This window comes from Lysinibacillus sp. ACHW1.5, from assembly GCF_022014815.1.
Lineage (GTDB): Bacteria > Bacillota > Bacilli > Bacillales_A > Planococcaceae > Lysinibacillus > Lysinibacillus capsici.
In genome coordinates this window covers 3,592,835-3,607,480 of record NZ_CP091777.1, presented here as the reverse complement: position 1 = coordinate 3,607,480, position 14,646 = coordinate 3,592,835, and the positions used below count along the sequence as shown (strand labels likewise).

The following is a 14,646-nucleotide window of genomic DNA, read 5'->3' as shown; positions in this document are numbered from 1 at the left end:
CTACCCTTAGCTCTTTTTTATTGAAATTGTGAAAGACGAGAAAAAAAGTTTTTCACAAAATCTAAGAAAATGACTTCTGATGGTGCAATTTCTCGATTTACGGGTGAAATAATACCAACAGTTCTAGGGATTGTAGGAGATTCAATAGGGACCTTGATGGTAAAGCGAGCTGCTGAATCATAAAGAGAGCTTTCTGGTAATAGACTAACACCTATGCCAGCGGCGACTAAGCCCTTTAATGCATCCAAATCTTCCCCCTCTGAAATGACATTAGGTAAAAAGCCTGCAGCTCGACAAGCATCCATCGCTACCTTATGCAAAATGTAACCATCTGGAAATAATACGAATAAATCATTTTTCAACTCTGCAAGCTGTATGCTTTCTCTTTTAGCTAATGGATGATTGGCTGGTAGGAGTGCGGCAATATTTTCAGTAAACAGAATGGTTGATTGAATGGATTCGTCCTTCGGGGGCAGGGGTCCCAAAAAGGCGAGGTTCAACTCCCTATTTTTGACTGCATCAATCAAAAATCGATAAGACCCTTGACGGAGTTGAAATTGTAAATCAGGATATTCTCGTTTAAAGGCTGAAATAACGGTTGGCAGAACATAGCTAGCTAAACTTGTTGGAAAGCCGATTTTAATTGAGCCCTTTGCAGGATCAAGATATTCTTCTACCTGCTTTGCTGCAAAATCGATGGCCTTTAATGCTGTAATGGTATGCTCAAGAAATGTCTTCCCTATTGGAGTTAATTTGACATTTCGTCCCACTCGTTCAAATAACGGAGTGCCTAACTCATCTTCAAGATTTGCGATTTGCCGACTAATGGCAGATTGGGCTACATGAAGATGCTCAGCAGCCTCGGAAATATGCTCACGTTCAGCAACCTCTACAAAATAGCGTAATTGACGTAACTCCACTAACATTTCACCTCTATTAATCTAAAAATAAGATTGATTATACCTTAATTATATATTATTTAAGATGAAAAAGGACTGTTCATGTCAAAATAAAAATAATATGCTGTTAGATGCATTTTTACTGGAAATAAAAGGATATTTATGGGCATATCATCTAAATTAATGGAGAAATGGCAGAAACGTTGGATACAATCCATCAATTTTTATAGCAAAATTTCTTTCTTGCAATATGAACTTAAATTGATTCCATTTTCATGAAATAGGTTATAGTATAGATATGTTGTTTATGCTAATTTGTCACAAAACCGCTACAATTAGCACTTTTCTCGAGGTTTTCACTATGTAGCTAGATGAAATCAATTCTCAATTAGAGGGATTTTATTGAAAATGAAGAAAGTCTATTCTCATTGTTTAGGTGAAGTAGTAATAAACTGAAAATGCTTACAAAGTCTTTATTTTTAAAGATTTTATTTAAGGAATGGGAAAGTAATTGAAATGGTTTGCATAGAGAACGATTTTCAGTTAAGATTAGAATGATGATAATTAAGGAATGGTTGACCCATTCACTGAACACTATGGAGGTATTTTCATGTCAACTTTAGTTATTAAAGATCTTCACGTTGCTATCGACGGAAAAGAGATTTTAAAAGGCGTAAATCTTACAATTAATACAAACGAAATTCACGCAATTATGGGACCAAACGGAACTGGTAAATCAACACTAGCTTCTGCTATTATGGGTCATCCAAAATATGAAGTAACTTCAGGTACTGTTGAGTTAGATGGCGAAGATGTGCTTGAAATGGAAGTAGACGAGCGTGCTCAAGCTGGTTTATTCCTAGCTATGCAATATCCATCTGAAATTGCTGGTGTTACAAATGCTGATTTCTTACGTTCAGCAATTAACGCGCGTCGTGAAGAAGGCGATGAAATTTCATTAATGAAATTTATCCGCGAATTAGATAAAAACATGGAATTCCTTGAAATGAACGAAGATATGGCTCAACGTTATTTAAATGAAGGTTTCTCTGGCGGTGAGAAAAAACGTAATGAGATTCTTCAATTAATGATGATTAAACCAACATTTGCAATCTTAGATGAAATTGACTCTGGTCTTGATATCGATGCATTGAAAGTTGTCTCAAAAGGCATCAACGCAATGCGTGGTGAAGGCTTTGGCTGCTTAATGATTACACACTATCAACGCCTATTAAACTACATTACACCAGACCATGTACACGTAATGATGCAAGGACGTGTTGTTAAATCAGGTGGTGCAGAGCTTGCACAACGCTTAGAAGCAGAAGGTTATGACTGGATTAAAAAAGAATTAGGAATCGAAGAAGAAACAGAAGAACAAGAAGCATAAGAAGGAGGACGAACTAGCATGACAGTGGAACTTAACTTGCCTGTAACAGTACAGGACGTGCGCTCGTTCTCAGAAGCAAATGGTGAACCAACATGGTTTACAGAACTTCGCGCGGCAGCACTAGACAAAGTAACTGGTTTAGATTTGCCAAAACCAGATAGAACAAATATTACAAAATGGGATTTCATGAACTTCCCAGCGTTGGCAGTTCATAGTGAGGCATTCCCTTCATTGGATGCTCTACCTGAAGAAGCAAAAGGTTTAATTGACCTTGAAGCACAAGAAAACCTATATATTCAACGTAATAATACACCAGCATATATTAAGGCATCACAAGAACTTGCGGATAAAGGTGTTATTTTTACTGATATTTTCACAGCAGTTCGTGAACATAGCGAACTTGTTCAAAAATACTTTATGACTGAAGCAGTTAAAGTAGATGAGCATAAATTAACAGCACTTCATGCAGCACTTGTTAATGGTGGTGTGTTTGTATACGTACCAAAAAACGTGATCATTGAGCAACCACTTCAAGTTGTTTTCCTTAATGACAATGCAGAAGCTTCATTATATAACCATGTTTTAGTAGTAGCAGAAGCGAATTCAGCTGTAACATATGTTGAAACATATGTTTCAACAGTTGAAGAGGCAAAAGGGCAAGCGAATATTATTGCAGAAGTTGTTGTTCAAGATAATGCACAGGTGACATATGGTGCAGTGGATGTCCTTGCAAAAGGCTTTACGACTTATGTAAATCGTCGTGCACGTTTAGCACGTGACGCGAAAGTTGACTGGGCTCTTGGTTTAATGAATGATTCAGACACAATCTCTGAAAACATTACACATTTGATTGGTGACGGTTCTCATGCAGATACAAAAACAGTCGTAGTTGGTCGTGGAGAACAAAAACTTAACTTCACTACTGAGGTTCGTCATTGGGGTAAAAACTCTAACGGGCATATCTTAAAGCATGGTGTCATGAAAGATGCAGCTCAATCAATCTTTAACGGTATTGGCTATATCGAGCATGGTGCAACAAAAGCCGATGCACAACAAGAATCACGTGTATTAATGCTGTCAGAAAAAGCTCGTGGGGATGCAAACCCAATTTTATTAATTGACGAAGATGATGTAACAGCAGGACACGCAGCATCTGTTGGTCGAGTAGATCCATTACAGCTTTACTATTTAATGAGCCGTGGTATCTCGAAAGCAGAAGCAGAGCGCCTTGTTATCCATGGATTCCTTGCGCCAGTTGTTACGCAATTACCAATTGAAGGCGTTCAAAAGCAACTGACGGAGGTTATTGAAAGGAAAGTTCGCTAATGATGAATAAAGACATTAAAAGCTATTTCCCAATTTTAAATCAGGATGTAAATGGTCATAGACTTGTATATCTTGATAGTGCAGCGACGTCTCAGAAGCCTGTTCAAGTGATTGAAGCGATTAAAGCTTATTATGAATTTGATAATTCCAATGTTCACCGTGGGGTGCATACACTAGGAAACCGTGCAACAGATAAATATGAAGGTGCTCGTGAAAAGGTTCGTAAGTTTATTAATGCACAATCAACACAGGAAATTATTTTTACGCGTGGGACAACAACCGCTTTAAATACAGTTGCGACAAGTTATGGACGTGCAAATGTTGTCGAGGGTGATGAAATAGTCATTACTCATATGGAGCATCATTCCAATATTATTCCTTGGCAACAATTAGCCAAAGAAAAAAATGCAACTTTAAAATACATTGAGCTTGAAGCAGATGGCACTCTTAGCCTAGAGAAAGTACGTGCGACAGTCACACCTAAAACAAAAATTGTTTCGGTGTCTATGGCATCAAACGTACTTGGAACAATAAATCCAATTAAAGAAATTGCTCAAATTGCACATGCTAATGGTGCTGTCATGGTAGCTGATGGTGCACAGGCTGCGCCACATATGAAAATTGATGTGCAAGATTTAGATGTAGATTTCTTAGGTTTCTCAGGGCATAAAATGTGCGGACCAACTGGAATAGGTGTACTATATGGTAAAAAGGAACACCTTGAAAAGATGGAGCCAATTGAGTTTGGTGGCGAAATGATTGATTTTGTTGGGCTTTATGAGTCAACGTGGAAGGAATTACCGTGGAAATTTGAAGGTGGAACGCCTATTATTGCAGGTGCAATAGGATTAGGAGCCGCTATTGATTTCTTAACTGATATCGGGTTAGATAACATTCTAGAGCATGAGCATAAGCTTGCAGGCTACGCAATGGATCAACTTGAAACAATTGACGGTTTGAAAATTTTCGGCCCACGTGACCCTATGAAGCGTTGTGGATTAGTAACATTTAATCTAGATGATGTACATCCACATGATGTGGCAACGGTGCTTGACATGAACGGGATTGCTGTTCGTGCAGGACATCATTGTGCACAGCCACTAATGAAATGTCTTCAGCAAGTAGCGACAGCGCGTGCAAGCTTCTATCTGTACAATACAGAGGAAGATATTGACCGTTTAGTTGCAGGGTTACGTTCTGCGAAGGAGTATTTTGGCGATGTCTTTTAATAATTTAGATCAACTATATCGTTCAGTCATTATGGATCACTATAAAAATCCTCGTAATAAAGGCTCTTTAGAAGAGGATGCTGTAACGATTGATATGAACAATCCTACATGTGGTGATCGTATTCATTTAACATTAAAAGTGACTGACGGTGTTGTAGAGGATGCGAAATTTGATGGTGAAGGCTGTTCTATTTCTATGTCTTCTGCATCAATGATGACACAGCTCATCAAAGGGAAAAAAGTAGAAGAAGCTATTGAGCTTTCTGATATTTTTTCTAAAATGATGATGGGTGAAGAGTACAGTGATAAATATGACCTAGAGGATGTGGAGGCACTGCAAGGTGTTTCACAATTCCCAGCACGAATTAAATGTGCAACATTGGCTTGGAAAGCAATGGAAAAAGGTGTGAAATAAATCTTACTTCCTTGTTCTTGAGTGAAAGCTACTATGGCTTCACTCAAAGCAAGGGATGATTACCTAGAAAATACATCTCAATGAACGGAGGAGAAACGATGGCTAAAAAAATGCCTGATATCGGCGATTACAAATACGGTTTCCATGACAAGGACGTATCAATTTTCCGTTCAAAACGCGGTTTAACTGAAGAAATCGTCCGTGAAATTTCAAATATGAAACAAGAGCCAGAATGGATGCTTGAATACCGTTTAAAAGCTCTTGAAACATTTTATACAAAACCGATGCCACAATGGGGTGGCGATCTTGGAGATTTAGATTTTGATGAAATTACGTACTATGTAAAACCATCAGAAGCTACTCAAAAATCATGGGATGAAGTACCTGATGAAATCAAAGCAACTTTTGATAAATTAGGTATCCCAGAAGCAGAACAAAAATATCTTGCAGGTGTATCTGCACAATATGAGTCTGAGGTAGTTTATCACAACATGAAAAAAGACCTTGAAGATCTTGGTATTGTGTTCAAAGATACTGACTCTGCTTTACGTGAAAACGAAGATATTTTCAAACAATATTGGGGCAAAGTGATTCCTTACACAGACAATAAATTTGCTGCTTTAAACTCAGCAGTATGGTCAGGTGGATCATTTATTTATGTGCCACCAGGTGTTAAAGTAGAAACACCATTACAAGCTTACTTCCGTATTAACTCAGAAAATATGGGTCAATTCGAACGTACACTTATTATTGTAGATGAAGGGGCTCACGTACACTATGTTGAAGGTTGTACAGCTCCTGTTTACACAACAAACTCCTTACACTCAGCAGTTGTAGAAATTGTTGTTCGTAAAGATGCATATTGCCGTTATACAACGATTCAAAACTGGGCGAACAATGTTTACAATCTTGTAACAAAACGTACAGTTGTAGAAGAAAACGGTACAATGGAATGGATTGATGGTAACATCGGTTCCAAATTAACAATGAAATACCCAGCATGTATCCTAAAAGGTGAAGGTGCTCGTGGTATGACATTATCGATTGCATTAGCAGGTAAAGGACAACACCAACATGCTGGCGCAAAAATGATCCATATGGCACCAAATACATCTTCAACAATCGTTTCTAAATCGATTGCTAAACAAGGTGGTAAGGTAACGTATATGGGACAAGTTCGTTTCGGTCCTAAAGCAAGTGGTGCACGTGCTAACATCGAATGTGATACGCTGATTATGGATAATCAATCGACTTCTGATACAATTCCTTATAACGAGATCTTTAATGATAATGTATCTTTAGAGCACGAAGCAAAAGTTTCAAAAGTATCTGAAGAACAATTATTCTATTTAATGTCTCGCGGAATTTCTGAAGAAGAAGCAACAGAAATGATCGTAATGGGCTTCATCGAGCCATTCACAAAAGAACTACCAATGGAATACGCAGTAGAAATGAACCGTCTGATTAAATTCGAGATGGAAGGTTCTATCGGTTAATTTATTAGCCACCCCTAGTCACAACATAAATTGTGACTAGGGGTTTTTTGTGTTTTTACGTTGAGAATAAAAATGGATATTTATAATATATCGAAATAGTACTGGATTTTTTAAAGATTACATACTAAAATGATAATGAGAATCAATATCAATTAAAGGGGGCTGATAAATCTAGAAGATGTTCAGTTCTTCAATAAACCAGATGAGATAGTTAATCATCCTAACAATCATCATTCAAAGGAGAATCGGTAAATGAAAAAGAAGTTTTTATTTATTAGTTTCATAGCATTATTTATACTCATTCTCGCCGCATGTGGGGAGAAGAAGGCAGTAGAAGAGGAATCCTCCACTGATACACGAAAAGAAGATGTGACACAAACAAAAGAAGAATCAACAAATGAAAATGGCACGAGAACGATTGAATATCTTGGTGAAAGCTATGAAGTGCCAGAAAAAGTGGAAAGAATTGTTGTAACAGGAGCTATGGAAGCAATGGAGGATATGGTTGTGCTGGATGTTCACCCAGTTGGAGCTATTGCTATTGGCGGCAAATTCCCTGAGCTATATGCTTCGGTAACAGACAAAGCAGAATCTATTGGTGAGAAGATTAAACCAAATTTTGAAAAAATAGTAGAATTAAATCCAGATGTCATTTTAGGCTCCACAAAGTTTCCAGAAGAGGTACAAAGTAAATTAGAGAAAATTGCACCTACAATTTTGGTTTCACATATTTCGACGAACTGGGAATCTAATTTGAATTTACTAGCTGAACTAACTGGTAAGCAAGCAGATGCTGAGAAGATATTATCTACATATAAAGCTGATATTGAAGCTGTTAAATCCACGTTAACTGAAAAACTACAAGATCAAAAAGTGGCGGCTATTCGTATTCGTGGAGGACAAGCGTATGTTTATCCAAAAGAAGTATTTTTAAATGCAGTTCTTTATGGAGAGCTTAGTTTAGCAGTACCTGATGAAGTTGCTAAAGCTAAATCTCAAGAGGCTATTTCTGTTGAGCAGCTTGCAGATATGAATCCTGATTATTTATTTGTGCAGTTTTCAACAGATGAAAATGCGGACGCGCCGAATGCTTTAGAAGACTTTAAAAAGAATCCAATTATCCAAAATATTACTGCATTTAAAAATGATCAAGTATTTGTTAATGTACTAGATCCATTAATGGAGGGTGGCCCTGCATACAGCCGAATTAAGTTTTTAGAGGCTATTCAGCAAAATCTTGTGAAATAAACGTCGCCTGTTATAGTAGCATGAGTTCAATGGAATATGGACTCATGCTTTTTCTTTGGCATAATTAAGTGATAAAAGAAGGTAGATTTTTTACATGATGTTTATTTGTAGTGACATACTGTGTGCTATGATTATGTACATAGAGGAGGATGTCACATGATTGTAGTAGGATTAACTGGTTGGGGCGATCACCCTTCACTTTATAGTGGAGTGACTACTTCAAAGGATAAATTATTTGATTACACAGGTCATTTTTTAACGGTTGAAGTAGATACTTCTTTTTATGCCATACCAGCCAAAGAGCATATTCGGAAATGGTGTGAGGATACACCTGAAAACTTCCGTTTTGTTGTGAAAGCTTACCAAGGCATGACGGGTCATTTACGTGGAGAGATTCCCTTTGAATCAAAAAATGATATGTTCAATGCATTTATTGAGTGTGCCAATGAATTTAAACGTTATGGAAAGCTAGCCATGGTATTAGTACAATTTCCACCATGGTTTGATTGCCAGGGAAAAAATGTGCAATATTTATTGTATATCCGACAACAGCTAAAGGATTTTGAAGTAGCGATTGAATTTCGAAATCAAACATGGTATGCAGAAAATGTTGTCAAGCAAACGATAGATTTCTTACGAGAACATCAATTTATTCATACGATTTGTGATGAGCCACAGGCTGGTGTAGGATCTGTTCCTTTCTACCCTGTAGTGACTGCAAATAAAGCGTTGATTCGTCTTCATGGTCGCAATATACATGGATGGCGGAACACGGGAAATGCAGAAAATTGGCGTAAAGTTCGCTTCTTATATGATTATAATAAAGAAGAATTACTGCAGCTTGGGGATAGCATGAAAAAGCTTGAACCAGAGGTCAATGAACTCTTCGTTTTATTTAATAATAATTCTGGTAATCATGCAGCGAAAAACGCAAAGGAGCTACAAGGTATGTTAAATATTAACGATGTCGGGTTGGCACCTAAACAATTAAACATGTTTGAAGGGGAACTATAATGGAATTTATTTTATTAGTCATCATTGCCTTGCTTGCTGGTCTAATTGGCTCATTAGTTGGGCTAGGCGGTGGTGTAGTATTAGTACCAGCAACATTATACATCGGCTTAAATTTAGGAATGATTCCAGATATTACACCACAAAGAGTAGTCGGTTTATCAGTGGTGATGATGATTTTCACGGGACTTGCCTCCACGCTAAGCTATATGAAATCTAAAACGGTGGATTATAAAAGTGGTTTTATATTCTTTATTGGAAGTATTCCAGGAACAATCCTTGGCGCATGGGTCAATAAAGGGTTAGATTTACCATCCTTTAATTTGTATTTTGGTATTTTACTTATTATTTTATCGATTATTTTGCTTGTGCGGGACAAACTGAAGCCTGTAAAATGGTTTGTAAAAAATGGTATGCAACAAGAATTTACTGACTCTGAGGGAAAAAACTATGTATATGGCTATCCCATTTGGTTTGCTATTACATTAACATTTGGTATTGGCTTTGCTTCTGGTTTATTTGGAATAGGTGGCGGCTCCATGATCGTGCCAGCAATGATTATTTTATTCTTATTCCCACCACATGTCGCGGTGGCAACATCGATGTTTATGGTATTTTTAACGTCCATCGTTAATTCTGCAAGCCATGTTTATTTCGGTCATGTACCTTGGCTTTATACTATTCCAGTTATTCCTGGTGCTTATGTTGGAGCAAAGCTGGGTGCTGCGTTAAATAAAAGAATTAAATCCGATACACTTGTACTAGCTTTAAGGATTATTCTCTTATTACTAGGAATTCGGTCTATTATAGAAGGCATATTAGCTTAATTTGAAGTGAGGTGGCTTTAATGCTTGAAAAGATCCATATTTTTCACACAAATGATTTGCATAGTCATTTTAAGTATTGGCCACGAATGCAAAGCTATGTGAAAGAAATGCGCAATAAATTAGGGAGTATAGGGGAAACAAGCTATTTGTTTGATGTCGGAGATCATTTAGATCGTTCCAATATTTATACAGAAGCAACAGTTGGGAAAGGGAATGTGCGATTGTTAAATGAGGCGGGTTACGATGTGGTGACAATCGGCAACAATGAAGGCATTACATTATCCCATGAAGAGCTCTTCCACTTGTATGACAATGCTAATTTTGATGTTGTAGTTGCAAATGTATATGCCTCCCACGGGATGAAGCCAGCATGGATGAAGCCTTATGTAATCTTAACAACAGCAATGGGTACGAAAATTGGCGTCATTGCAGCCACGGCCATGTTTGAAGTATATTATGAAGAATTAAATTGGCATATGGACGATGCTCGAAGTACACTACTACGTTTAGCGCATCAACTACGTGAAGAAGTAGACATTGTTGTATGCTTATCCCATTTAGGCATTACAGAGGATGAGCTCTTAGCGGATGAGTGTCCAGAAATTGATGTTATATTCGGCTCTCATACGCATCATGTCCTACCAGAGGGCAAAGTGATTAATGGGGTTTTACTGACAGGTGGAGGTAAGTTTGGTCAATATACTGGACATCTTATCATAGAATATGATAAAAAATTGAGGAAAATTGTTGAAAAAAAGGATACTTTAATTCATAATAAGGATTTGCCAATTGTTAAAAATGAACAGATGATGGTACAGTTTTTGGAGGATGAAGGAAACAGAATATTGGATACTCCAGTTTTTACAACAAAAAAAGCCTACAACAAGGAATGGTTCCATTATTCACAGCTGTCTGATTTATTTGCACATGCAATTTTGGAAAAAAGCGGAGCCGACTGTGCATTATTCAATGCAGGGATATTTTTAGATGGTCTTCCTAAGGGAATAGTGACTGCTTTAGATTTGCACCGAATTTTTCCACATCCCATTAATTTATGTACAATTGAATTATCCGTCGCTGAAATGAAAGAAATTTATATGCAATCCAAAAATGAAGAATGGCCCTATATCGAACTAAAAGGATTAGGGTTTCGAGGCGTCATTTTTGGAAAAATATTGACATATGGATTTTCCATGAATGAAAATCGACAATTATTAATTAATGGTAAGCTAGCAGATCAAAATCACACTTATAAACTGGTCACATTGGATCTGTTTACATTTGGTTATTTTTATCCAAGTTTTAAATATGCAAAAAAACAATATATTTTACCTGAATTTTTACGAAACATTATGATAGATTATGGTCAAAGATTCTTTAAACAATAGAGAGAGTTTAAAGAATGGAATGGGGAAGAAGTCATGCGATTAATTTCAATCGATGTATTAAAAGAAGGAATGGTATTAGGAAGAACCATTTGGAATGAGGCAGGTCATCCGCTTTTAAAGAAAGATGTTGTCATTAATGACCGTATTATTCAAAGACTTCAACAGTTAAATACACATTATTTATATATTGACGATGAGATTTCTGAGGGTATCGAAGTAGAAGAGACTGTTCCACCTGCTATGCGAAATAAAGTCATCAAAACTATAAAGGATTCGTTCCAGTCCATTGATGGTTTGAATCCAGTAAATGCTTCTTATATATTAGATCAGCAATCAAAGACAATTGTTTCGATTGTAGATGAATTACTTTCTGCAGTTACTGGAAATAATGAAATTCTAACCATTTTAACAGATGCTTATTTATTTGATGAATATTTATATCAGCATTCTTTCCAAGTGACATTGTATTCTATTGCCATTGCCAAAGAACTTGGCTACTCTGCTGAGGATTTACGTTTGATCGGGATCGGTGCATTATTACACGATGTCGGTAAACTAATGGTACCAAAAGATATTTTAACAAAGCCAGGACGTTTAACGAATGATGAATTTGAAATGATGAAGATGCATGCTCGTTATGGTTTTGATTTATTGCGGAATTTACATTCAATCTCTCTGCTTGTGGCGCACTGTGCTTTCCAACACCATGAGCGTATTGATGGAAGTGGCTATCCAAGAGGACTTGTTGACTTTGAAATTCATCCATTTGCCAAGATAATTGGCGTTGCAGATGTTTTTGATGCGGTGACGACGAATCGTGTATACCGAGAGAAAATGCTCCCTTCACAAGGACTAGCTATTGTTGAAGCTGGCTCTGGTACTCTTTATGATGCTCGAATTGTAAAAGCTTTAAAAAGAGCTGTCGTTCATTATCCAAATGGTGTTATTTTAAAATTATCAGATGGACGCCGTGGGATTGTATCGAGACAAAACACGTTGGATGCGGCATTACCATGGATTCGTATTTTTGAAGAACAAGATCAATTGCTCACAGCTACATATGAAGTTAATTTAGTGGATTATCCTGATGTAACAATTGAAAATGTTGAGACGGATTATGTGGTTCCAGCAAAAGTAGAATAAATTCCTCCTCCTGTTCATACGTTATGGAACAGGAGGAGATTTTTTGTTTTTCCCTCGAAAAAGAATGAAATTACGCTCATATGGTAGAAGGGGAATGCGTCTTAATAAATTAACGATTTTAATTGTTAGTATGGTTGTTTGCCTTATATTATTTATTTATTATTTAAATGAACGGCTCATGCCAACCTATTTGCAATATGCGGAAGTGCAAACTACGAAGATTGCCTCATATGTTGTGAGTAAAGCCATTAATTCACGTACCTCTAATGTATTAGATGTCAATGATATCATTGAAGATATTCCTCCAGGTACGTCTGAAATGATGACGACTAAGTTTAATACAGAAATCATTAATCGTGTTCGGGCAGAGACATTAGAGCTTGTTAAAATGTATTTGGAGCAAGCTGAACAAGGAGAGCTATCCCATTTACCTGAATTAGATAATGTTGAATATGATATTAACAGGATCCAAGATGGTGATGGCATTGTCTTTTTTGTACCGCTTGGTCAAGCAGCTAATATCCCATTACTTGGAAATTTAGGGCCGAAGATCCCAATCCGTTTCCATGTGATTGGGAATGTTCATAGTAATGTGACATCCTCTATTCAAGAATTTGGTATCAATAGTGCTTATGTGGAGGTAGGTATTCATTTAGAGGTAAATGTTCAGATTATTGTTCCTTTCGCTAGTAAGTCTTCTACCGTTGCGCAGGATATACCTGTAGCGATGGGCCTAACAAGGGGACCTGTTCCAAACATTTATACCAATAGTAGTGACGCGCCACAACCGTCCATAGAAATACCTGTCCCTTATAAATAGAAATGTTTGTTGTGATAGTTGTTGGAGTGCCTTTAATATGTTACATTGACAACAGTGAAGATAGTTAATATTAAAAAATGTATATTTTTGATAGGGGCGATACTCGTATGACATCTTGTAAACCTACAAGTAAAGAAGAACATGTAAGAAAACCAGACTGGCTAAAAATAAAACTAAACACGAATGATGAATATAAAGGGCTTAAAAAGCTGATGCGTGAGAAAAATCTGCATACAGTATGTGAAGAAGCTCGTTGTCCAAACATCCACGAATGCTGGGGAGAGAGACGTACTGCTACCATGATGATTCTTGGTTCCGTTTGTACACGTGCTTGTCGTTTCTGTGCAGTGAAAACAGGTTTACCAAATGAACTAGATTTGGCGGAACCTGAGCGCGTTGCAGATTCAGTAGCCATTATGAATTTAAAGCATGTTGTTATTACAATGGTAGCACGTGACGATTTAAAGGATGGCGGAGCGCAAGTTTTAGCAGAAACAGTACGTGCAATTCGTCGTAAAAGTCCTTTCACATCTGTTGAGGTATTGCCATCAGATTTAGGTGGGATGAAGGAGAACCTTCAAATGTTAATGGATGCAAAACCAGATATTTTAAATCATAATATTGAAACAGTACGCCGTTTAACACCTAGAGTGCGCGCTCGTGCAAAATACGAACGCTCTTTAGAGTTCCTGCGTTTAGCTAAAGAGATGCAGCCTGAAATTCCAACGAAATCATCACTAATGATTGGATTAGGCGAGACACATGAAGAAATTTTAGAAGTCATGGACGATTTACGTGCAAATAATGTAGATATTATGACGATCGGTCAATATTTACAGCCAACGAAAAAGCATTTACCAGTTAAAAAATACTATTCACCAATAGAATTTGGTAAACTGCGTAAGATTGCCATGGAGAAAGGCTTTAAGCATTGTGAGGCTGGCCCACTTGTACGTAGTAGTTATCATGCAGACGAACAAGTAAATGCTGCAACGAAAGAACGTCAATTACAAGCGGAAGTGTAAACGTCAAGGCTGAACGAAAAGGGTGGTGTCACTTTGATTATAGTTGAAGGATTAGAATATGAACTAATAGAAGATTATCGCGAGGCCTTTCAGGAGGAAGTTTTTCAGGAAAGATACTCAGATATCTTAGCCAGATACGATTATATTGTAGGTGATTGGGGCTATAACCAGTTACGTTTAAAGGGGTTTTTTGATGATAAAAATCAAAAATCCACTTTTGATACAAAAATAAGTACGCTTCAAGATTATCTATACGAATACTGTAATTTTGGCTGTGCTTATTTTGTATTACGTAAACTGGGGAAAGTTATGAAACAGCCAGAAGTAGTGGATATGAGTGAAGTAACAAAGCCTACAGACCATGAACCTTTAGCAGAATAAATTCTTATACAAAAACCTGATGTGATAGGCATCAGGTTTTTTTATCAT

Annotated in this window: 14 protein-coding genes; 13 read left to right on the top strand and 1 reads right to left on the bottom strand. The window is 37.0% G+C overall.

Going from position 1 to position 14,646, the window contains the following annotated elements:
• Window positions 1-17: 17 nt before the first annotated feature.
• The gene (locus L6W14_RS18150) at window positions 18-920 is read right to left on the bottom strand and encodes a glutamate biosynthesis transcriptional regulator GltC (protein ID WP_131521218.1); all 903 of its coding nucleotides are present in this window, start codon (window positions 918-920) and stop codon (window positions 18-20) included.
• A gap of 589 nt (window positions 921-1,509) precedes the next feature.
• Between L6W14_RS18150 and sufC the strand changes: the two genes are divergently transcribed.
• The 13 genes from sufC to L6W14_RS18085 all read left to right on the top strand — a co-directional run bounded on the left by sufC (window position 1,510) and on the right by L6W14_RS18085 (window position 14,598).
• Window positions 1,510-2,289 (top strand): Fe-S cluster assembly ATPase SufC, encoded by a 780-nt coding sequence (sufC, locus tag L6W14_RS18145; RefSeq protein WP_016994918.1) that lies wholly within the window; start codon window positions 1,510-1,512, stop codon window positions 2,287-2,289.
• 18 nt (window positions 2,290-2,307) lie between these two features.
• Window positions 2,308-3,615, top strand: coding sequence for a Fe-S cluster assembly protein SufD (gene sufD, locus L6W14_RS18140; protein WP_131521219.1), 1,308 nt, complete (start codon window positions 2,308-2,310; stop codon window positions 3,613-3,615).
• Window positions 3,615-4,844, top strand: coding sequence for a cysteine desulfurase (locus tag L6W14_RS18135; RefSeq protein ID WP_048394396.1), 1,230 nt, complete (start codon window positions 3,615-3,617; stop codon window positions 4,842-4,844). The genes sufD and L6W14_RS18135 overlap by 1 nt, the downstream gene beginning before the upstream one ends.
• Complete coding sequence (gene sufU, locus L6W14_RS18130; protein WP_036078619.1) at window positions 4,834-5,259, top strand: Fe-S cluster assembly sulfur transfer protein SufU; 426 nt, start codon at window positions 4,834-4,836, stop codon at window positions 5,257-5,259. Before L6W14_RS18135 ends, sufU begins: the two co-directional genes overlap by 11 nt.
• Window positions 5,260-5,357: 98 nt before the next feature.
• Complete coding sequence (gene sufB / locus L6W14_RS18125) at window positions 5,358-6,755, top strand: Fe-S cluster assembly protein SufB (protein ID WP_016993620.1); 1,398 nt, start codon at window positions 5,358-5,360, stop codon at window positions 6,753-6,755.
• A 252-nt stretch (window positions 6,756-7,007) separates the two neighbouring features.
• Window positions 7,008-8,003, top strand: a complete 996-nt coding sequence (locus L6W14_RS18120) for an ABC transporter substrate-binding protein (protein ID WP_237898578.1) — start codon at window positions 7,008-7,010, stop codon at window positions 8,001-8,003.
• A 156-nt stretch (window positions 8,004-8,159) separates the two neighbouring features.
• Window positions 8,160-9,017 (top strand): DUF72 domain-containing protein, encoded by an 858-nt coding sequence (locus L6W14_RS18115; RefSeq protein WP_237898575.1) that lies wholly within the window; start codon window positions 8,160-8,162, stop codon window positions 9,015-9,017.
• On the top strand, window positions 9,017-9,841 hold the full coding sequence (locus tag L6W14_RS18110) for a sulfite exporter TauE/SafE family protein (protein WP_131521222.1): 825 nt from the start codon (window positions 9,017-9,019) through the stop codon (window positions 9,839-9,841). The genes L6W14_RS18115 and L6W14_RS18110 overlap by 1 nt, the downstream gene beginning before the upstream one ends.
• A gap of 20 nt (window positions 9,842-9,861) precedes the next feature.
• On the top strand, window positions 9,862-11,229 hold the full coding sequence (locus L6W14_RS18105; RefSeq protein WP_131521223.1) for a bifunctional metallophosphatase/5'-nucleotidase: 1,368 nt from the start codon (window positions 9,862-9,864) through the stop codon (window positions 11,227-11,229).
• A gap of 33 nt (window positions 11,230-11,262) precedes the next feature.
• Window positions 11,263-12,372: an HD-GYP domain-containing protein gene (locus L6W14_RS18100; RefSeq protein WP_131521224.1), complete on the top strand. Its 1,110-nt coding sequence runs from the start codon at window positions 11,263-11,265 to the stop codon at window positions 12,370-12,372.
• A gap of 43 nt (window positions 12,373-12,415) precedes the next feature.
• Window positions 12,416-13,192 carry a sporulation protein YunB gene (gene yunB, locus L6W14_RS18095; protein WP_131521225.1) on the top strand — a complete coding sequence of 259 codons (777 nt, stop codon included), beginning with the start codon at window positions 12,416-12,418 and terminating at the stop codon, window positions 13,190-13,192.
• Window positions 13,193-13,299: 107 nt separating this feature from the next.
• On the top strand, window positions 13,300-14,217 hold the full coding sequence (lipA, locus tag L6W14_RS18090) for a lipoyl synthase (RefSeq protein WP_004228269.1): 918 nt from the start codon (window positions 13,300-13,302) through the stop codon (window positions 14,215-14,217).
• A gap of 33 nt (window positions 14,218-14,250) precedes the next feature.
• Window positions 14,251-14,598, top strand: coding sequence for a YutD family protein (locus L6W14_RS18085; RefSeq protein ID WP_004228271.1), 348 nt, complete (start codon window positions 14,251-14,253; stop codon window positions 14,596-14,598).
• Window positions 14,599-14,646 lie beyond the last annotated feature (48 nt).